Consider the following 17,860-nt stretch of genomic DNA (forward strand, 5'->3'; position numbering starts at 1 on the left):
ACACCAACCCCCGCCCCTATGTGTGGCACAAGACCGCCGACCAGATTCTCAACAGCCTCGCCAACTACTGCCGACGCATCAACGACTCAGGTCACTAGAAGTCCGGTGAAGATGTTGGTGAGAGGACGTTCGGTGGCAGGACCGGACAGCGCCCTTTCCGTGGTTATGGGTTGGCCGAGGTCAGGGTCCAGGCGCCATTGTGGTGGTGGAGTCCTAGGTTGATCAGTCGGCGGAGGTTGAGGGCGGCTGCCCGGTGGTGGATCCAGCGTTCGCCTTTGATGGTGCCGCGGCAGGGCAAGCGGCGGTTGCCGTGGGCGACGAGCCAGGCAATGACCCGTTCGACAGGTGGCCGCCAACAGCGGTAGTCGGCCTGCCAGCTGGGATCGGCGCGGGACGGGAAACTCCGGCGAACGGCCCGTGACCGCGGCCCTGGGCTGGGCCGCGGCAGCCGCACGCAGCCCCTTGCCCGCCCCGGAACCGACCCCCACGGAGGCCTCCCTGCGCCGCCTGCTCCAGGGCGCGCTGACCGGAGTCCTCGTCCTGGCCCTGCTGTTCGCCGGCTATGTCCTGCACGAGCACCCCACGGTGATCCCCGTCATCGCGGGCGTCGCCGGGCTGGCCACCATCGGCCGCGCCATCCTCACCACCGTCCTGCTGATCACCCGGCGGCGCCCATCACCCCAGCCCCAACACGAGGTGCTGTACGGCGGTCTGACAGCCGTTCGCCAAGGGCAGCGTCGACATCTCCGCCCAGCGCACGGCACACGTCAGCGAGACCAACCGGGCCACCGGACACGGTGACGACGACGCCGCACCGTTCATACGGGTGTGCCTGGAGAGCCACAGCAGCGGCCAGAAGACGTGGCAACAGATCTCCTGCGGCACCGTGGTCCCCGCGGGCACCGAGGCGCGGGACGTCGCACACATCAAGGCCGCCCGCGAGGGCATCGTGGAATACCGCGCGGTCGTATACGGGCTGACCAGCCCCACCGACCACCACCCCGTCCGCGAGCGCACCTCCGGCCTCGCAACAGTCAGCACCCGCTGAACTCGACTGCTGGACAAGGGGGTTGGGGTGGAGTGGGCATGACCCGGTGGCCCATACCCACAGCCGCTCGGCTCCGTACTGATGGAACCGGGTCACCCCGGCCCGATCGAGCCGCACGCCCTCGGGGGCTCCGCCACGGCGGAGCCCCCGAGTCACCCAGACGGACCAGGCCGACTGTCGTCGCGCCGCCAGGGCGTCCCCGAAGTCGTCTCGTGCCACCTCCAGCAACTGGTCAACCGGGTCCGACCAGGGCAGGCGTAGCAGCAATGTTGACCAGGTAGACGATCAGAGAGGAACTCATGTATCGAACCTACGAGCCCCTGACAACCGAAGGTCAGGCGGAGCCGTCAACAGGGGCGGGAGGGAGCGTGGCGCTGATCCGGTCGGCAACCGGAGAATCGCACCCCTGCGGGCCGAGTACGTATCTCGCCACTACGGCGGTCAGATGCAAGGAGAGGCCGGGCAGTTCGGCTGTCCTCACAACGCTTGGGGACGTCCTCACTTTCACGCACGAATCGCTTGCGGGGGCCAAGTACTCCCCCAGAATGGTCATGGTGGTGTGTGTGCCCCGGTACCGGACCCCTCTCGGTAGTAGAGATAGAGGGGCCGAAGGGTCTCCTTGGCGAAGCCCAGCGTCGGCCCCCACTTGCTGAGGCTGTCCACCATCTCGGAGACCGTCAGCTTCTGTGCCGTCAATTCTCCGAACTCTGCGATCACCGCCCTGCGGTCTACAGTCATCGATTCCAGTCGCGGAACAGACGGCAACTCATGCAACGGCGCTGTCATGTTGTTGGGCGTGGGGGTGTCTGACGTGTGTCGTGGCGTGGTGGGCTCGGATGCTGGCCTATGGTCAGGCTGCGGTGGGCCGGCCGGCGACGCCAGTGACCTGCTCCCAGACGGCGAAGCGGATGCTCATCTCGGCTCGGTGTTCGGCGGCGGTCAGCAGATGCCGCCGGGGCCGGAAGTGGGGTGAGATGCCGCTGAACGCGGCCAGGAACCGCTGCGCCCCGCCGGTGGAGCGGAAGCCTTTCATGGCCCGTTCGCGCTGCCGGGTCGGGTGGTGGCTGTTCTCTGCCCGGTTGTTCAGGCCCTTGTGGGAGCGATGCTCGACCGAGGGCATGCCCCCCGGTAGGCCGCGCCGTAGGAGCGTCGTTGCCGATTCCGGGACGCGGATCCGGGACGGCGGGGTGGAATGGTCAGCAGCCCGGGCCCACGCCGTCGATCCGGCCGCCGAAGTCGGAACCGTAGTCGATCCGGTTGTCGCCGCTGCGCACCACCCGGGTCTCCTTCGGGTCCCAGTTGATGAGGCAGCCGTCGACGCTGGCCACGAACGAGCCGACGTTGTCGTGGAACGCGGCCGGCATGTCGTGGTAGCCGTCCTTGGCGACCCACTCCCAGCTCTGGCCGTCGTAACGGGAGCCGGTGTAGAAGCAGATCGACCCCTGCGTACAAGAGGGTGCAGCCGGCGCGGCAGGGGCCGCCACCGCGTTCGAGACGGGCACGAGCAGGGCGGTCAGGGAAAGAGCGGAGGCCAAGGGCCAGGAACGCAGCTTCATGGAAGTTCTCCTCGATGAACGATGAACCAGTGGAGACCGTTGCTCCCTCATGGGGCTCCTTGCCCCGAGGGCGTCCCGGGTCCGACGTCCGTCCGACCCGGTGCCAGAAGTCTTGTCGCCGGCTCGGCGCCGAGTCGACGGGTTTCCTGTTGACCCGGGGAACAGGAAACAGGGAAACCCTCCGGACGGCGCACCGCCGTCCACCCTCATACGGCCCAACTCGCCGCACCAGCACGGCATTTGTGCTGCACGGCCTTGATCCTTACTGATCTCGGCGCGTCAAGGTGATGTTGGCGTGTCAAGGGAGAGACCGGTTCCGGCTATGAAGCCGTCGAGGATGCCGGAGCGGTACTGGAGGCTCAACACCGCTCGGCCCCCGGGAGGCAAGTGCCCCGGCTCCGCCTCAGCGCCACAACCGCTGCCACTGATAGGCCGACTTCACACTCACCCGCAGTTGCCGGGCGACCTCCGGCGCCTTGAGCCGCTGGGCAAACAGCTCTGCTGCCTGCATACGTACCGACTCCCGGCGCTGCCGAGCCACCGGCGTCAGCCCGCCCCCATCCGCATCTCTCACACACCACTGTCTACCGCCAACGTCCCACCACCATCAGGAAGTTCAACAGCCATCACCCTGACGCACCGAGGTCAGTAATGGTGCTGGCCGCGGCGGCTCTTCAGCATCAGGGCACCCGAGAACGAGTCGATGCTCGTGGTGCCGTTTCCGGGAAGTGCCTCGGTCAGCATGGCGTGGTAGGCATCGGGACGGAACTCGGCGAGAGGAAGGAAGCCGCCGCGGAGGTAGCTGGTGGAGGAGCCGTGGCCCCGGCCGTCCGATCCGTCGACACGACCCGCGTACTTGTGTGGGCTCTTGGTCATCACGTCGACGAGCGTGTTCGCGAGCGGGGCCATCATGGACGCGGTGATGCTGTATCTGCCGGTGAGGTACAGCCGGTAGAGGCCGGCGCAGTCCAGGCTGCCGTGATTGGAGTCCTCACCGGCTCTCTGCGATGGCGAGTAGCCCCAGTCGTAGGCGGATTTGCCCGCGGGATCGGTGTACCTGCGGGCTGCGGAGAAGAACCAGTTCACGCTGGCCTTGACCAGCCGGTCGTAGCGGGCGGCGCGCTGGGCGTCGTCGCCCAGGATCTGGTGTGCGCTCGCCAGGTTGGAGAAGCCGTAGTCGAACATCATCTGCTGGTTCCAGGGCACCGGCTTGCCGCCCTGGTAGGGCGAATCCCCCGCGAAGTACTGGCGGTCACTGCGGGAGACGTCCAGCAGCCGCGCCAGGATGTGCTGATCGACGGCGACGTCGGCTTCCGCAACGAACTTCTTTGCCCGGTCGAGGTAAGTGGCGCCGTATTGGTGCGGGTCGCCGATCGGCACGCGCTTGTGCCAGATGGCGGGAGTCTGCAGGATCTGCCGGGCACAGTTGCCGAGGTGGCCGACCGGGTCGCCTTGCTCGCCGCCGGTGCCGATCGGCTGCGCGGTGACATCGTTCGGCCAGGCGGGGTCGACCTTGCCGGTCCACAGCGGGTGCCGGCCGACCGGGCTGGGGGCGAGGTCGTTGCGCTCGGAGAGCACGGCGTCGCAGAAGCCGATCATCCGGTCGAGTATCGCGGTGTCGTGGGAGATCTCGTAGACCGTCCCCATGGCTTCGGCCGCTTGCCCGCTGCGGCCCTGGGCCCAGTTGTTACCGATGTTGTCGCCGGCCGGGGTGAGGGTCTCGACGTCGGCCTTGAACGACTTGATCTCGCTCGGCGTCACCAGGCCGTCCGGGCCGTCGATACGCAGCACCAGGCTTCCGGCCGGCGGATTATCAGACGATGCGTCGTCGGCCGGGTCCTTCACGGCCGGATCGGTGGCCGTCGACGCGTTCGCGGCGGACTTCTTGCCGCCGCCTGATCCCGTCAGCACACCGCCAAGTGCGATCGCGGTGCCAAGTGCGCAGAGGAGCGCCACACACCCGAGGAATATCTTGACTGGCTTGGTTCTCACGGATCGGTTGACGGTATCCGAGCAGCACCGGTTCCCTGAGGGGCTCAGATATGGGATTCGGCCGCTGATCTGCGGGTTTTCCCGCATCACCTCGCACCAGTCGGTGGCGGCCAGCACCCAGCCTTTGCCGACCAGGTGGGCGCTCCACGCCAGTAGGTCTGCCCGGGTGCGGAGACGAGCGGCGGCGACGCGGTAGTGTATTGCGCCCGCGGGGCCGGGTAGCGCCTGGTGGCACCGGCGTTTGACCAAGCCGTAGCCAGATCAACGCCTACATCCCGAGCAACGGACCTATGGCAGAGAGACCCTGACATGTGGTCAGGATATGGATGCGTCGGCCGCCGGGTCAGGCCGAAGCCGGGGCTCGAGGAAAGTAGCGGGCGGAGCGTCGGCCGCCGAGCGCGGCTCCCGACGCGGACGTACCGGCTCAGGAGAACTGAAGGAAGGCGTGTCGCTGTCCAAGGAACTGCGTGGGTCTGTGGTCACCCGCCCAGTCTCCCCCACCGCACACCCGACCCAACCGGTCGGCCGGACAAACCTCGAACCCCGCCCTTCACACGGCCACCTGCGCCCCGCGACAGACATCGCCCAGGGCGACGGGCAGTTCGCACTCCTGGCAGATCAGCCACGATGGGGGGCGCCGCTTGGACGTGTAGGGCCCAAATGGCCGCCTCGCCCCCAACCGCTCAATCCACCGACAACCAGAAGCACCCCCGCGCCTTGGGCGGGGCGTGGCGTTACGGGTCGACGTGAGGGATCAGAGGGCATGGCTGCCGCGCAGGGCGGCCCGCAGGCGACGGCCCTCGTCCGAGTCCTGGATCTTGACCCGCTCGGGATCCAGGGAGGCAAACCGGGCCACAGCCGCACACTGATCATGGCCGCGCGCGTGCGCGACATGCAGCCAGTACAGGGCTTTGCAGAGCACCTGGGAGACACCGGGCCTGAGCTCACACAACGGACCGGCGACCGGATAGTGCAGGGCCAGCATGCTGCGCTGCTGCGGCGGCAGCTCACGCAACGCCCCCACCCGCGCGGCGCCGGTGGGACCGCTTTCCCCGCTCGGTGATGCGCGCGGCGGGCCCGCGGCGACGCGGGCCCGCCCGCCAGGACGTGCACATCCCAGTGGGAGGTGATCCCGGCCTTCAGCACACCGGCGAAGACGCAACGTGCGCCCTGTCGATGACCCGGCGGAGGTCGGGATCGGCTGCGTGACGGTTCCGGAGATCGTGGAACCAGGCGCGAAGCCCGGTTCTGGGACCGGAAGACTCGGGTGAGGGAGGGACCCGGTGCCGTTCGTGCCGAGCTCTGGCAGGATCCCCCCATGGAGATCCGCCGCATCACTCGGGTCGAGGCTGTCCACGGCGCCGGGCACCTCTTCGATGTGTCCCCTCTGCCGGAGGCGACTGAGAGGTTTCTGGCGGACGAGCGCCACCACCTCCTGATCGCCTATGTCGATGGCGTCCCGGCGGGGATGGTCACCGGCGTCGAGATGACACACCCGGACAAGGGCACCGAGATGTTCCTGTACGAGCTGGGCGTGGACGAGTCGTTCCGCGGACGCGGTGTCGGCCGGTCCCTGACGTCGGCGCTCGCAGACCTGGCGCGCCAACGGAACTGCTACGGCATGTGGACGGTCACGGCCGAGGACAACACGGCGGCCCGGACGACTTACCGTCGTGCCGGAGGCATCCCGGAAGAGGAGCAGGTGGTGCTCGTCTGGGCCTTCGACCAGGCGTAGGTCCACAGAGTGGAGCGACCCGCCGCATGGGGAAGCTCGGGTCTCATGGCGTGACCCGACAACGCAAAAAGCCCCCCGCGCAGCCGACTTGGCCGGGTGGGGGCTTTTTGCGTTTTGGACGAAGAGAAGAGTGCTGACCCGGCAAGCCAATCCGCTGGATTGGGAGGGGCTGATCAGATGGCGCAAGGCTCGGCGACGTTAGTCAAGAATGCCGACATGCGTCAACGCGCCACACAATTCGTGGAGATCCGAGAGTGCCGAGATCTCGTCCTGAGAAAGGACGTTGTTGAGGCCCACGTTGACGAGGCCAACCTGGCTCTGCGTGACCTCGCCGTTGTTGACCTGGGTCTGATCGTTGGCGGCCACCTGTACGCCGGTGTCAACGTCCTCTTCCCACATCGCATAGTACGGGGCCGTCTCTTCCGAGATCTCCTCGATCTCGGCCTGGTCGGCAAGTTTGGCAGCTTGTTGTTCGAGGAGCTGTTCTTCGCCACAGCCACTTACTTGGACCTTGACGAGGCCGTGGCTTACGGCTTGTGCGGGGGCAATGAACGCGATGGTCGGGATGGCCAGCAGGCCGACGGCGGTGACGGCGCGGAGGATGCGGCGCATGACAGTCCCTTTCTGTCCGTTCACGGGCAGCGGACGAACGCACACATGACCGCGCGGTTTGTTGATCAGGGCGCCTTGAGGTCTTCCAGATCTCCCCGGAGGATTCCCTGCCCGCAATATAGGCGAACTGCATGTAGCCCGAAACAGGCTACCCGGCATTCGTAATGCATGCCTCCGCTAACCCATCACCGCCACAGCAAGTGAAGCGTTGCACAGCCGACTTGACGTCGTTGCACCCACGTGTCTCGATCACCGTTCTACTCCTTCTTGGCAATAGCGCGAAAAGGCGCCCGAACAAACTACTGGGAGCCGGGCTCGGCTGGACATTCAACACCTCATACGCCCCCCAACACCGCATAAGCCCCCTGTGGACGTCGGCGCGGTTGCGCTTGCTCATGGCCCTTCTCCCCCGCTCGGGGCACTCCCGCCACGGCGGCGTCGCAGCAACTGGTCATAGGGGGCCACCGAGGGCAGCCGCCGGGTGTCCGGCGGCAGATGCGTCAGCCGCCACCCAGTCAGGAACGTGACAGTGGCCTGTGCCGGGGCAGCCCTCACTGCGACGTGCTGTTCCACTGCCGCCGTCGAGGGGTGCCGGCCCGCCATGGGGGCCGGGCGGAATACCTCCAGGCGATCATCGGCGCCAGGGGGAAACACCGCTCTGGGTCTGCCGAACCTAGCGTCTGGCGTGGCGGCCGCGCCTGACGGCAATTCCCTTCGGCTGCTGGGCCTTGGACTTTCTGCGGGTCCTGAGGACCTCGATGGCCGCCGGGACGACGGAGATCAGCACGATGCCGAGGAGGATGGCTTCGATGTGGTTCTTGATGAAGCCGATCTGGCCGAGCCAGTAGCCCGCGACGGTGAGGCCAGTGCCCCAGGCCGTGCCACCGATGACGTTGTAGGTCAGGAAGGTGCGGTACGTCATCGATCCGGCGCCCGCGATCATGGGCGCGAACGTCCGGATGATCGGTACGAAGCGGGCCAGGACGATGGCCTTGGGGCCGTGCTGGTCCATGAACTCATGTGCACTGTCGAGGTTCTCGCGTTTGAAGAGCCTGGAGCCGGGCCGGTTGAAGAGCTTCGGGCCGGCGAACTTGCCGATGAGATAGCCCGCTTGGTCCCCGAGGATCGCGGCGGTCACGATCAGGGTGCAGACCAGCCACAGGGGTTGGGTGATGCGGGTGCCGTCGGCGACCAGCAGCCCGGCGGTGAACAGGAGCGAGTCGCCGGGCAGGAAGGCGAAGAGCCCGGATTCGGCGAAGACGATGACGAGGATGCCGATCAGGCCGAACTGTGCGATCAGATAGTCCGAGGACAGCCACTCGGGACCGAGCGCAAGCGTGTACAAGGGTCCGACTCTCCTCGATCTGGGACGACAGGTGCGGATCGGCAGACGGATCCCCTGGCGAGCACATCTTACGGGACGTTTGTACAACTAACTTGAAAGCCCACTGGCCCAGCTCCTCGACCTGCACTGAGGCTAGCGGAGCGCCTTGCGAAGCCGCTTGTGGCGCTGGTCGTTCGTGGAGCCGGCCAGAAGGTGACCTCCACATGCCAAACCTGTACAGGCGTACTAGCATGGTGGGTATTCACAAGGGCTTCGCTCAGACCGCGGCGGCGAGACTCTCGCCAGGAGCGCGGAACACCTCGGGACGAAGTGGGACAGAATCTGGCCTATAGCGGCTCCATACTCGCCCCACGATCCATCAGGGCACATGAGGAGTTACTGCCATGAATGCGAAACCGCTGTCCGGGAAGGTCGCGCTGGTCGCCGGGGCGACCCGCGGCGGGGGCCGTGCGATGGCCGTCGAGCTGGGCCGGGCCGGAGCCACCGTGTACGTGACCGGCCGCACCGCCCGTGGCGTGGTCAGCGAGACGGGCCGACCGGCGGAGACCGTCGAGCAGACCGCCGAACTGGTCACCGCGGCCGGCGGCGCGGGCATCGCCACCGTGGTCGACCACCTCCAGGACGACCAGGTGCGGGAGTTGGTGGCCCGGATCGACCGCGACCACGGCCGCCTCGATGTCCTCGTCAACGTGATCTGGGGCGGCGATCATCTCGTCGAGTACGGCAAGAAGGTCAAGATGTGGGAGTACGACCTGGACAAGGGGCGGCGGATGCTGCGGCTCGGTGTCGAGTCCCACTTCGTCACCAGCCACTACGCACTTCCGTTGATGATCCGGAGGCCCGGCGGGCTGGTCGTGGAGATCACCGACGGCACCGAGGAACTCAACCACACCCACTACCGCGAGCCGTTCTTCTTCGACCTGGCCAAGTACGCGCCGTTCCGGATGGTCAAGGCGCTGGCCCAGGAGGGGAAGGAGTACGGCTGCACGGCGCTTGCCCTCGCCCCGGGATTCATGCGCACCGAGGCGGTTCTGGAGAAGTTCGGTGTCGCCGAGGAGAACTGGCGCGACGCCTGCGCGGCGATCCCCGACTTCGCGATGTCCGAGACCCCCGTCTTCGTCGCACGGGCCCTGGCGGCGCTGGCCAGCGACCCCGGCGTGGCCCGCTTCAACGGCTGCTCGGTGTCCGCCGGTGAGCTGTCCAAGGAGTACGGCTTCACCGACGTGGACGGCTCGGCCCCCGACCCGGCCCGGTACTTCGGCGAGGTCATGCGCACCGGGCAGTACCCGGACCCCGCCGGCTACCGCTGACGAAGGCCCCGCCCTCTTTCGCGGCGGGCTCGTACGGCGAAAGGCAATCACTTGACCCCGGACGAGGTCGCGCTGTATGCCCTCTCAATGCCGGAGGCGACGGAGCACGAGCCCGGTCCCGGTATGTGCCTGTACAAGGTCGGCGGCAAGATCTTCGCCGTCCTGACACCGGCGACCGGTGCGCGCCCCGATCAGGTGACCTTGAAGTGCGAGCCTGGCCTCGCCCCGCACCTGCGCGCGCAGCACGCCGCCGTGCGCCCGGGGCTTTACGGGCACCGGCAGCACTGGAACACCGTAGTCCTCGACGGCACAGTGTCAGACGGGGAGTTGGCCGACATGATCGACCACTCCTGGGAGCGTGTGGTGGCGAGGTTGTCCCGCGCCACCCGCGAACAGCTGCTCAGGCTCCGCGCAGGACTGCCTTAGGAGTCGGCCTTCTCGGGCGGTGCGGGAAGGGCCGGGTTGGGGGTGAGGATGCGGCGGAGAATGTCCTCGACCTCGGCGCGGCTGGGCGGCTGGGTGCCAGCGAGGCCGCGCAGGGTCAGCCCTTGCATGGCGTCGGCGGCGGCCCGCGCCGTGGACAGATCGACGTAGGGCAGCAGGGCGTTGAGGGTGGCTTCGGTGTACTGGTCGACGATGGGACGCAGCGCGGGGCGGCGCAGAGCGGCGAGGTAGAGCTCGTATTCGAGGACCTGGTACTCGCGGTTGACGCCGAAGCACTCCATGAGGATGTCAGTCAGCAGCACGACGTGCTGATTGGTGGTGAGGTCGGGGCGCCGGGCCACCCAGTCCTTGAGCAGCGCGGCATAGCGCCCGTACGCCTGCTGGAGGGCGGCCTGGATCAGGTCGTCCTTGGTGGCGAAGTGATAGGTGGTCGCGCCCAGCGGCACACCCGCCTCCTCGGCGACCGCCCGGTGGGTCAGCCCTTCGATGCCCCGCGCGGAAATCACGCGCTCGGTGGCGTCGACGATCTCCGCGATCCGGCGCTCGGGGTCGCGGCGGCGCCGGGGGGAGGGCTGGGCGGGCATACGGGTGGCTCCGTGCGGTCGGCGGGCAATGCGGTACGCATGTACCGTACCGGGCTCAGAGGTGGGGTGGCGCGCCGATCGGAGGTGGCTGCGGCGCTGCGGGCGACTGTCGGCTCGGTCAGGAGGCCAGCTTGCGCTCCAAGGGGGTGCGGTACTGGGGTGTGACACGGGTGGCGCCGAGGAAGGCGGTCAGGCGGGCGATCTCGGTCTCGATGGCGGTCCGGGCCGCGCGTCCGGGGTCGGTGAGCAGTTCCCAGGCGATGCGGCCGTCGCGGCGCTGGGCCCAGCCGCCGATGATCGCGCCGTTCCACCAGATGGTGGGGCCGATGTTGCCGTTGCGATCGAAGAGCGCGGGCTTGTGATCGGGATTGAGGTAGAAGTCGCGGTGGCGCCAGCCCATGGGGGTGGGGTCGAGGCCGGGCAGGAGCGCGGCCCAGGGCTCGGCCTCGGCAGGTGATTCCTCCTCGCCGGGCAGGAGGTAGCCGATGCCTTCGTCGAGTTCGACTGCTTCGGCGCCGGTGGCCGCGAGAGCCCTGCGCGTGTCGGTCATGTTCCAGCCGGTCCACCACTTGAGGTCGTCGGCGGTGACCGGGCCGAAGGCGGATAGATAGCGGCGGGCCAGTTCGGTCCTGGCGTGCCCGGCGGGCAGTTCCGGCAGGGGGTCGGCCGGGGCCCAGCAGAATTGGCTTGAGGTCCACGAACCGCGCGGTCGCGCCCGGCGGATGCGGCCCTCGGCGGCCAGCACACCCAGAATCGGAGCGGAGAGGCTCTTCCGGGACTCGTACGGCTTGCCCGGGAAGGTAACGATCTGCTCGCGCAATTCCGGTATGTCCAGGGCGAGTTCGGCGGCGCTGACCTCGCCGCGCTTGGTGAGGGCCACTATGGCGGCCTGCTCCACGGCGGTGTAGCGGGCGGTGCCCCAGCCGCAGGTCTCGCGCAGGTGACGCATGGTGTGGGCGCGGTTCTTGGCGGCGTCCCCCTGAGCGGTGGCGGCATGCGCGACGGGTGCCAGGCCGGACGGCAGGACGAACATGGTGCGGCGCATGCACCGGATCCGCGCCAGCGTCCGCTCCTCGTACAACGCCCGCTCCACCACGGCGACTTCGGGAACGGCCATCCGGGCCGCCGCGGACAGGAACACGGTGGCCGGGTCGGTGGCGTGCAGAGCGACCAGCGCGTCGACGACCTCGCAGGGAGTCCTGGCCCGCGCGCCGCCCAGGAGATGCCGGGACCCCAGGCGGGCGCGGCGCTCGGCGGGAGTGATGCGGCGAAGGAGAGTGGTGCTCATGGCTCGGCTCCGGTCGGGGGTGCAGGCAAGCGGATCGGGAGGTACAACGTGACCTCCTTCCCTCACCCAGATCCAATAAAGTACATACGTACCGTACCGCGTGCCGATGTGGTCCCATTGCCCGACACGGGACGATCCAGCCCCACCCTTTCCACTGACGGCAGCTTTCCTCAGGTCACATGCGTGATCGCGCACGCTGCCGCAAGCGGTGCCACCCAGCCCCGGCGTGATCACGGATTCATTGCGGCACGAAATTGTCACTATGTCCGTATTGCCTGCTCTGCAGTGATGGTCTACAGTACTTATGTACAAGTCAAGGGGTGGAGAGCGGATCCGAGCGACACATGCCGGCGCCCCGCCTCCCGGCGCACAGCATCGGCTGCGCCCGTACCTCTCCCTTCTCCCTTTGGAGTGATCTTCATGGGCGGTGCTTCCGCGCTCCCCGCTGCCATGGGCCGGGTGGCCTCATATGCCTTCTGGTGCCCCGACGGCAAGGCGCTCGCCGAGTTCTACGCCGCCGCCCTGGACTGGAAGGTCGTCCAGGAGTTCCCGGACGAGAGCGGCGTCCCGACCGCTTTCCTCGTCACCGACGGCTCGACGACGTTCGTGTTCTACACGGCCAAGGGGTTCACGGCCCCCAACTGGCCCGAGGATGAACTCCCCTTCCACCTCGACCTGGCCTTCGACGACGCCGCGGCGGCCGAGCAGCGCCTGCTCGAACTGGGCGCCACCAAGCCCGACCACCAGCCCGGTGGTGAGCACTGGACCGTCCTGCTGGACCCGTCCGGACAGCCGTTCTGCATCAGCGCGGGCTGGCCCCAAGGCGCCTGAGCGCCCCATCGCACACCCAACACCTGCGCCTCACCGCAGATCACCAGGAGGACGGCCATGAATGCCGATCAGTTCGTCAAGGAGTGGGCGAGCGCCTACAACGATCAGGACTTCGACCGGTTCGGGGCGCTGTTCACCGACGACGTCGCCTACACCCTCAAAGCCTTCGGTCTCGCTTTCACGGGCCGGGACGCCTGGGTGGGCCACGTGCGGGAGTACGCGGCCGCCGTGCCCGACCGCAGGCTGACCGTCAAGCGGACCGTCGCGGACGGGGACACCATCGCGGTCGAATACGACTTCGCGGGCACCAGCGCCGGGGTCATGGCGAACCTGCCGCCCAAGGGAGAGCCGGTCACGGTCAGCTTCTGCACCATCCTGCAGCTGCGCGGCGACCGCGCGGCTGCGCAGGTCGACTACCTCGGCGGCTAGCCACCTGCGGCCCCGCCCGCGACAGCACACACCAACACACCCCTACACCCACCCACACATCAAAGGAGTATGACCATGGGTTACGCACCCTGCTTCAGCGTCAAGGACACCGCAGCCAGCATCGCCTTCTACGAGAAGCTCGGCTTCACCGTGGACTCCAGCGGCGCCAAGCCCGGCGACGACATCCACATGCTGCTCCACGGCGGCGAGTTCTGCGGAATGCTCTACAGCAACGCGGACCTGAAGAAGTGGCTGCCCGTCCTCGCGGACACCCCCATCGGCTTCGCCGGCATGCACTACCTGGGCGTCGACGATCTCCAGGCCACGCACGACCTCATCGCCCAGCACGCCGAGATCGTCAAGCCCCTCGCCGAGCACAACGGCATGCGCCTGTTCTACTTCCGCGACCTCGACGGCTACGTCATCGGCGTCAACGAGAAGGCCGCTGCCCCTGCCGTCTAGAGCCTGCCCGGCGGACCCTGTCCGGTGAGCGGGGGCCCGGCACGCCGATCTGCGGCGTTGCTGTCAATCGCCGACGCCCTGCGTCACCTTGGTCCCCGCGGTGCTGCTGAACGCACCAGGCGCCCCCGCTCACCGGCACCTCACAGCCAAGTCACCTCAACTGCCAGCTGCCGCCCGACAGATCCCAGGCCTCCCCTCCGGGCCACCCGGCCCCACAGAGCCGGCACCACCGCGGAACGAAGCCCTGCCATGAACATATCCCCCACTCCCAGCCCCTGCGCCGAAGCACCCGCCGCACCGGCCGACCACGGTCGCTGGATCGCCCTCGCCGTCGTCATGACCGCCACCCTCATGGACCTGGTCGACGTCACCATCGTCAATGTCGCCATCCCCAGCATCCAGCAGGACCTGGGCGCCTCGCTCACCGCCATTCAGTGGATCACCGAGGGGTACGTGCTCGCCTTCGCCGTCGGCCTGATCACCGGCGGGCGCCTCGGCGACATCCACGGCCGCCGCCGGATGTTCCTGATCGGCGTGGCCGGCTTCACCCTCGCCTCGGCGCTGTGCGGCGCCGCACCCAACCCCGACGTCCTCATCACCGCACGGGTCCTGCAAGGCGCCATGGCCGCCCTGATGGTCCCTCAGGTCCTGGCCATCGTGCACGTCACCTTCACACCCCGCGAGCGCGGCAAGGTCTTCGGCCTGTACGGCGCCGTCATCGGCCTGGGCGCCGTCGCCGGGCCCATCCTGGGCGGCATCCTGACCCAATGGAACCTCTTCGGCCTGCAGTGGCGCGCCATCTTCCTCATCAACCTGCCCATCGGCCTGGCCGCCCTGCTCCTGGGCCGCCGCCACATCACCGAGTCCCCCCCCCCCCCCCCCCCCCCCCCCCCCGCCCCCCCTTCACTTGGCCCGCCCCCCCCACCCCCGTCCCCCCCCCCCCCCCCCGCCTCGACGTGACCGGCACACTCCTGCTGACCTCGACACTTGTCCTGCTGCTGTATCCGCTCACCCAGGGGCGCGAACTGGGCTGGCCCGCCTGGGGATTCACCGTCATGGCCGCCTCGGTGCCGGTCCTCGCGCTCTTCGTGGCCCACCAGCGCGCCCGCTCCCGCCGCGGCAAGACGCCGCTGGTGGAGCTCTCCCTCTTCCGCAACAAGAGCTTCTCCGCAGGCACAGCCATCGAACTCCTCAACGGCACCGCCACCGGAATCTTCTTCCTGGCGTGGATGCTCTACCTCCAGTACGGCCTGGGCTACAGTCCGCTGCGCGCCGCCCTCACCGGCATCCCCTTCTCCATCGGCGCCGCAGCGGCCTCCGCCGTGGCCGTCCAGTACCTGCTCCCGCGCTTCGGCCGCAAGGTCCTCCAGGCGGGCGCCGCACTGATGGCCCTCAGCATGCTGGCCTACCTCTGGCAGGCCGACCACTACCGCGCCGCACTGACACCGTGGCAGACGATCCCGACCCTGTGGGTGATGGGCCTGGGCATGGGCCTGATCATGGCGCCGCTGGTCGATCTGGTGCTGGCCGAGGTCCCCCACCGCCATGCCGGTTCCGGCTCCGGCGTCTTCAACACCGTCCAGCAGCTCAGCCAGGCCCTCGGCATCGCCCTGGCCTCCGTGCTCTTCTTCGGCCCGCTCGGCGCCGACCCCACCCCCCGCGCCTACATCGACGCCTTCCCCACCACCCTGGCCTGGCTCGCCGGCATCAACGCGCTGCTCGTGGTCCTGATGTGCGCGCTACCGAAGAAGACCCAACGCCACCAGCCCGACGAGGAACACACCGATGAGAACCAATCCGTCCTGACCCGCTGAAACCAGCACCCACGGGGGCAAGCGCACCACCAGGAAGCGATCACCGGTGCGGCACGGACTCCTCGCCGTCACGGGCTCCCGTGAGAACAACCGGTCGCGTTTTCGGCATCGAGCTGCCCGTGTTCTGTCTGAACGGGCGTGACCGATTTCTGGCATGGTGCCAAATGGCATGCGCATCAGCCTGGTTACGAGTCCTGGCCGTAAGGCGCTGTTGTCGCTCCCAACACCAGGGCGACCGGCTGCACGGCTTGCACCGGCACCATCTTGCCTGTCCGCCGGAGTTTATTCCTGGTCAGGTGTATTTGCCGAGGTCGCTGGCCTGGAGGGCGGCGTTGTCGTTGATGCCGACGACGTAGCCGTCCGGGTCGCGGAAGTAGAACATGCGCTGACCGGTGTGGTCGGTGCCGGTGTCCTTGACGATCTCGGCGTGCTCGGCGATGTGGTCGTGGGCAGCGTCGAAGTTGTCCACGGCAAGGTAGAACATGCCGGCGAACCCGATGGGGACGTCCGCCAGGACGGGCAGCCACTTCTTCAAGTCGGCGTTGCTGTAGAGCATTCCGCAGAATCCGCCCTGGTAGGTCAGCATGTGAATGTCGTCCCCGGGACTGGCGGTGCTGGAATCGACATCGAAGCCGAGCTTCTTGTAGAACGCGATGCTGGCAGCGGTGTCCTGGACACTCAGACAGGGCGCGAACGGCATGGGTCCTCCACGGGCAGGTCCGGCTTTTCAACAGGGCGGCGAGCAGGGGCCGGCATACGCCGGCACCCCCCGGTTCCTTTCTCCTCCTGCCCGGGCGGCTCTGCACTCCGGGGGCCACCGTCCCGGTGAGAGCAGCCCCCTTGGAGCGGTGGTCTCAGCGGGGGCCGCTGATGCAGAAAGGCTGGCTGGAGGGGTCGAGCAGGGCGGTCCAGTGGTCCCCGCCCGGCTGGTGGGCGGGCCTGGTGGCGCCCAGTTCCACGAGCTGCTTCTCTGCCGCCTCGGCGTCGTCGAACGTGGTGTCCCTGGGGAAGGCGAGTTCGTCCTGGCGCCAGGCGGGGGTCTTGAACGCCGTGGCGGACCGGAAGACCATCATGTCGCCCACCCACACCGGGAAGGCCGCAGCGTTGCCGTCCTCGTCCGAATACGGCTCGGAGACCCGCGGGCCGAGGGCTGCGGCGTAGAACCCGCGATGTCGCATCCGTCCTCGGCCCAGGCCGTATGCGACAGGACCCGGCCGGTCACAGCGCCGCCGGCGTTTGTTTCGAGCATGGCTCTTCCCCTGTGGTGTGGGTCGGCCGGGCGGTTTCCGCCCTCTGGAGCCGACCGTAACGAGCAAGCAGGGCGAGGAATGTCCTCCATGGCTCACGGCGGGTGTGCGGGGGCGGGTGCCGGGGTGGGTGGGTAGCGTGAGGCCATGGCCTATGACGAGGTACTGGCGGAACGAGTCCAGGAGCTGCTGGAACAGAGCGACGCGGTCGTGGCGAAGAAGATGTTCGGCGGGCTCGTCTTCACCGTGCAGGGGAACACGGCGGTCGGCGTGGTCGGCGACGACCTGCTGGTACGAGTCGCCCCGGACAGCACCCCACGCGCCCTCGCCCAACCCGGCGCACGGCCCTACGAGTTCCGCGGCCGGATCTCGAAAGGCTGGGTACTGGTCTCAGGAGAAGTCCTCGACGACGACATCCTGGACAACTGGCTGGAGCTGGGCCGGGAAGCCGCCGCCGAGCATCCGCCCAAGTGACCCGGGCCGGAGGCAGGCATCATCTGTCACAGGCCGGGGTGCACGGTGGGCGGCACACCTCGGTGGGCTCCCGCCGACCCCGTAGGCGCTCCACGGCTCGGTCAGAAGCAGTGCGCGAGGGGGCCGGGCCCCACCCGCAGGGACCGTCCACTCGTCGCAGCGCGGCAGCGCCGGGCCCACACAACTCGGCCTCCCCGCAGACTCATCCCGCCGCATGCCGACTGCCCCGGGCGAGTCATCAGGGCCGCGCCGGACTCTTGGACTGCGTGGGTCAGGAAACGAAGTGCACCAGAGTCCCGGGGGAAGTCATGGCGCCCCGGGACTCGGTACATGCAGCGGATCTTGCTCGGGCGGGCCAGGCGGACGGGCCTGCCGCATACCATCACGCGGCCCTGAGAAAGCCCCGCGCCAGGGCAGGTGGCCGGTCGGACCCTGCCGGGGACAGCACACCAGCCCCGCCCGGGCCCAGGGTGAGGCGTGGTCGGCGCTTCAGCGGTCCTTCGTGGTCGGAACGTGGGGCTCGTCCGGCTCGCCGGTGGTGGTGAGCGCGCGGGCCACGTCCTGCAGCAGCCGTGCGAACTCCTCCAGGTGCGGGGCGAGTTCGGGGCTTCCTCGGAAGGTGCTGCCGGGGCCGGGGTCGAGGTCGAAGAGTTGGAGGGCGATGCGGCGGGGGGCGTCGGCGGCCAGTT

21 protein-coding genes and 3 pseudogenes are annotated in these 17,860 nt (G+C 68.4%); 10 read left to right on the top strand and 14 right to left on the bottom strand.

Annotation, left to right across the window (positions count from 1 at the left end; translation table 11 throughout):
* Positions 1–163: 163 nt before the first annotated feature.
* Positions 164–454 (bottom strand): transposase, encoded by a 291-nt coding sequence (locus ADK54_RS43005; RefSeq protein ID WP_420717267.1) that lies wholly within the window; start codon positions 452–454, stop codon positions 164–166.
* On the opposite strand from ADK54_RS43005, the gene ADK54_RS06680 reads away from it, so the two are divergent.
* Positions 418–801, top strand: coding sequence for a hypothetical protein (locus tag ADK54_RS06680; RefSeq protein ID WP_053724601.1), 384 nt, complete (start codon positions 418–420; stop codon positions 799–801). The two genes, ADK54_RS43005 and ADK54_RS06680, sit on opposite strands and share 37 nt — an antisense overlap.
* 25 nt (positions 802–826) lie before the next feature.
* Complete coding sequence (locus tag ADK54_RS06685; RefSeq protein WP_053724602.1) at positions 827–1,048, top strand: hypothetical protein; 222 nt, start codon at positions 827–829, stop codon at positions 1,046–1,048.
* Positions 1,049–1,597: 549 nt separating this feature from the next.
* Here ADK54_RS06685 and ADK54_RS06690 read toward each other — a convergent pair.
* The 6 genes and pseudogenes from ADK54_RS06690 to ADK54_RS06710 form a co-directional block, all read right to left on the bottom strand.
* On the bottom strand, positions 1,598–1,786 hold the full coding sequence (locus ADK54_RS06690; protein WP_053724603.1) for a hypothetical protein: 189 nt from the start codon (positions 1,784–1,786) through the stop codon (positions 1,598–1,600).
* Positions 1,787–1,898: 112 nt separating this feature from the next.
* Positions 1,899–2,197, bottom strand: a pseudogene (locus ADK54_RS06695) (DDE-type integrase/transposase/recombinase); the annotation flags it as partial.
* 47 nt (positions 2,198–2,244) lie between these two features.
* Positions 2,245–2,604 (bottom strand): peptidase inhibitor family I36 protein, encoded by a 360-nt coding sequence (locus ADK54_RS06700; protein ID WP_053724604.1) that lies wholly within the window; start codon positions 2,602–2,604, stop codon positions 2,245–2,247.
* A 406-nt stretch (positions 2,605–3,010) separates the two neighbouring features.
* Positions 3,011–3,178, bottom strand: a pseudogene (locus tag ADK54_RS48715) (helix-turn-helix domain-containing protein); the annotation flags it as partial.
* 71 nt (positions 3,179–3,249) lie between these two features.
* Positions 3,250–4,713 carry a hypothetical protein gene (locus ADK54_RS06705; protein WP_159047650.1) on the bottom strand — a complete coding sequence of 488 codons (1,464 nt, stop codon included), beginning with the start codon at positions 4,711–4,713 and terminating at the stop codon, positions 3,250–3,252.
* A 637-nt stretch (positions 4,714–5,350) separates the two neighbouring features.
* A complete protein-coding gene (locus ADK54_RS06710; RefSeq protein ID WP_159047651.1) occupies positions 5,351–5,611 on the bottom strand; it encodes a hypothetical protein in 261 nt (86 codons plus the stop codon).
* 303 nt (positions 5,612–5,914) lie between these two features.
* On the opposite strand from ADK54_RS06710, the gene ADK54_RS06715 reads away from it, so the two are divergent.
* Positions 5,915–6,331, top strand: coding sequence for a GNAT family N-acetyltransferase (locus tag ADK54_RS06715; protein ID WP_053724607.1), 417 nt, complete (start codon positions 5,915–5,917; stop codon positions 6,329–6,331).
* A 198-nt stretch (positions 6,332–6,529) separates the two neighbouring features.
* Here the strand turns inward: ADK54_RS06715 and ADK54_RS06720 are convergent, their stop codons facing one another.
* Positions 6,530–6,943, bottom strand: a complete 414-nt coding sequence (locus tag ADK54_RS06720; protein WP_053724608.1) for a hypothetical protein — start codon at positions 6,941–6,943, stop codon at positions 6,530–6,532.
* 673 nt (positions 6,944–7,616) lie between these two features.
* Positions 7,617–8,288 carry a VTT domain-containing protein gene (locus tag ADK54_RS06725; RefSeq protein ID WP_053724609.1) on the bottom strand — a complete coding sequence of 224 codons (672 nt, stop codon included), beginning with the start codon at positions 8,286–8,288 and terminating at the stop codon, positions 7,617–7,619.
* Between the two features lie 383 nt (positions 8,289–8,671).
* Here ADK54_RS06725 and ADK54_RS06730 point away from each other — a divergent pair, with 383 nt between their 5' ends.
* Both ADK54_RS06730 and ADK54_RS06735 read left to right on the top strand, forming a co-directional pair.
* Positions 8,672–9,598 (top strand): SDR family oxidoreductase, encoded by a 927-nt coding sequence (locus tag ADK54_RS06730; protein WP_053724610.1) that lies wholly within the window; start codon positions 8,672–8,674, stop codon positions 9,596–9,598.
* 87 nt (positions 9,599–9,685) lie between these two features.
* A complete protein-coding gene (locus ADK54_RS06735; protein WP_063801908.1) occupies positions 9,686–10,024 on the top strand; it encodes an MmcQ/YjbR family DNA-binding protein in 339 nt (112 codons plus the stop codon).
* Here the strand turns inward: ADK54_RS06735 and ADK54_RS06740 are convergent.
* Together ADK54_RS06740 and ADK54_RS06745 are read right to left on the bottom strand one after the other, a co-directional pair.
* A complete protein-coding gene (locus ADK54_RS06740; RefSeq protein ID WP_053724612.1) occupies positions 10,021–10,626 on the bottom strand; it encodes a TetR/AcrR family transcriptional regulator in 606 nt (201 codons plus the stop codon). The genes ADK54_RS06735 and ADK54_RS06740 overlap by 4 nt on opposite strands.
* 118 nt (positions 10,627–10,744) lie before the next feature.
* Positions 10,745–11,914, bottom strand: coding sequence for a winged helix DNA-binding domain-containing protein (locus ADK54_RS06745; RefSeq protein ID WP_053724613.1), 1,170 nt, complete (start codon positions 11,912–11,914; stop codon positions 10,745–10,747).
* A 420-nt stretch (positions 11,915–12,334) separates the two neighbouring features.
* On the opposite strand from ADK54_RS06745, the gene ADK54_RS06750 reads away from it, so the two are divergent.
* From ADK54_RS06750 to ADK54_RS06765, 4 genes and pseudogenes are all read left to right on the top strand, one after another.
* Positions 12,335–12,745 (top strand): VOC family protein, encoded by a 411-nt coding sequence (locus ADK54_RS06750; RefSeq protein WP_053724614.1) that lies wholly within the window; start codon positions 12,335–12,337, stop codon positions 12,743–12,745.
* Positions 12,746–12,802: 57 nt separating this feature from the next.
* Positions 12,803–13,174, top strand: coding sequence for an ester cyclase (locus ADK54_RS06755; RefSeq protein ID WP_053724615.1), 372 nt, complete (start codon positions 12,803–12,805; stop codon positions 13,172–13,174).
* Positions 13,175–13,249: 75 nt separating this feature from the next.
* The gene (locus ADK54_RS06760) at positions 13,250–13,636 is read left to right on the top strand and encodes a VOC family protein (protein ID WP_053724616.1); all 387 of its coding nucleotides are present in this window, start codon (positions 13,250–13,252) and stop codon (positions 13,634–13,636) included.
* Positions 13,637–13,885: 249 nt separating this feature from the next.
* Positions 13,886–15,450, top strand: a pseudogene (locus ADK54_RS06765) (MFS transporter).
* A 292-nt stretch (positions 15,451–15,742) separates the two neighbouring features.
* Here the strand turns inward: ADK54_RS06765 and ADK54_RS06770 are convergent.
* Together ADK54_RS06770 and ADK54_RS06775 are read right to left on the bottom strand one after the other, a co-directional pair.
* On the bottom strand, positions 15,743–16,150 hold the full coding sequence (locus tag ADK54_RS06770) for a VOC family protein (protein WP_053724617.1): 408 nt from the start codon (positions 16,148–16,150) through the stop codon (positions 15,743–15,745).
* Positions 16,151–16,304: 154 nt separating this feature from the next.
* Positions 16,305–16,628 carry a VOC family protein gene (locus tag ADK54_RS06775; protein WP_159047652.1) on the bottom strand — a complete coding sequence of 108 codons (324 nt, stop codon included), beginning with the start codon at positions 16,626–16,628 and terminating at the stop codon, positions 16,305–16,307.
* Positions 16,629–16,844: 216 nt separating this feature from the next.
* Between ADK54_RS06775 and ADK54_RS06780 the strand changes: the two genes are divergently transcribed.
* Positions 16,845–17,171, top strand: a complete 327-nt coding sequence (locus ADK54_RS06780) for a TfoX/Sxy family protein (protein ID WP_053724618.1) — start codon at positions 16,845–16,847, stop codon at positions 17,169–17,171.
* A gap of 489 nt (positions 17,172–17,660) precedes the next feature.
* Here ADK54_RS06780 and ADK54_RS06785 read toward each other — a convergent pair.
* The coding region (locus tag ADK54_RS06785; protein WP_159047653.1) for a hypothetical protein at positions 17,661–17,860 on the bottom strand (200 nt) is incomplete at its 5' end.

The sequence above is a fragment of the Streptomyces sp. WM6378 genome (assembly GCF_001279695.1).
GTDB lineage: Bacteria > Actinomycetota > Actinomycetes > Streptomycetales > Streptomycetaceae > Streptomyces.

What these genes read in the sequence shown, in the direction of transcription:
- ADK54_RS06690 (WP_053724603.1), bottom strand. Translation starts at nt 1,786, where the DNA reads ATGACTGTAGACCGCAGGGCGGTGATCGCAGAGTTCGGAGAATTGACG.
- ADK54_RS06700 (WP_053724604.1), bottom strand. Translation starts at nt 2,604, where the DNA reads ATGAAGCTGCGTTCCTGGCCCTTGGCCTCCGCTCTTTCCCTGACCGCC.
- ADK54_RS06715 (WP_053724607.1), top strand. Translation starts at nt 5,915, where the DNA reads ATGGAGATCCGCCGCATCACTCGGGTCGAGGCTGTCCACGGCGCCGGG.
- ADK54_RS06720 (WP_053724608.1), bottom strand. Translation starts at nt 6,943, where the DNA reads ATGCGCCGCATCCTCCGCGCCGTCACCGCCGTCGGCCTGCTGGCCATC.
- ADK54_RS06730 (WP_053724610.1), top strand. Translation starts at nt 8,672, where the DNA reads ATGAATGCGAAACCGCTGTCCGGGAAGGTCGCGCTGGTCGCCGGGGCG.
- ADK54_RS06735 (WP_063801908.1), top strand. Translation starts at nt 9,686, where the DNA reads ATGCCGGAGGCGACGGAGCACGAGCCCGGTCCCGGTATGTGCCTGTAC.
- ADK54_RS06740 (WP_053724612.1), bottom strand. Translation starts at nt 10,626, where the DNA reads ATGCCCGCCCAGCCCTCCCCCCGGCGCCGCCGCGACCCCGAGCGCCGG.
- ADK54_RS06745 (WP_053724613.1), bottom strand. Translation starts at nt 11,914, where the DNA reads ATGAGCACCACTCTCCTTCGCCGCATCACTCCCGCCGAGCGCCGCGCC.
- ADK54_RS06750 (WP_053724614.1), top strand. Translation starts at nt 12,335, where the DNA reads ATGGGCGGTGCTTCCGCGCTCCCCGCTGCCATGGGCCGGGTGGCCTCA.
- ADK54_RS06755 (WP_053724615.1), top strand. Translation starts at nt 12,803, where the DNA reads ATGAATGCCGATCAGTTCGTCAAGGAGTGGGCGAGCGCCTACAACGAT.
- ADK54_RS06760 (WP_053724616.1), top strand. Translation starts at nt 13,250, where the DNA reads ATGGGTTACGCACCCTGCTTCAGCGTCAAGGACACCGCAGCCAGCATC.
- ADK54_RS06770 (WP_053724617.1), bottom strand. Translation starts at nt 16,150, where the DNA reads ATGCCGTTCGCGCCCTGTCTGAGTGTCCAGGACACCGCTGCCAGCATC.
- ADK54_RS06775 (WP_159047652.1), bottom strand. Translation starts at nt 16,628, where the DNA reads ATGCGACATCGCGGGTTCTACGCCGCAGCCCTCGGCCCGCGGGTCTCC.
- ADK54_RS06780 (WP_053724618.1), top strand. Translation starts at nt 16,845, where the DNA reads ATGGCCTATGACGAGGTACTGGCGGAACGAGTCCAGGAGCTGCTGGAA.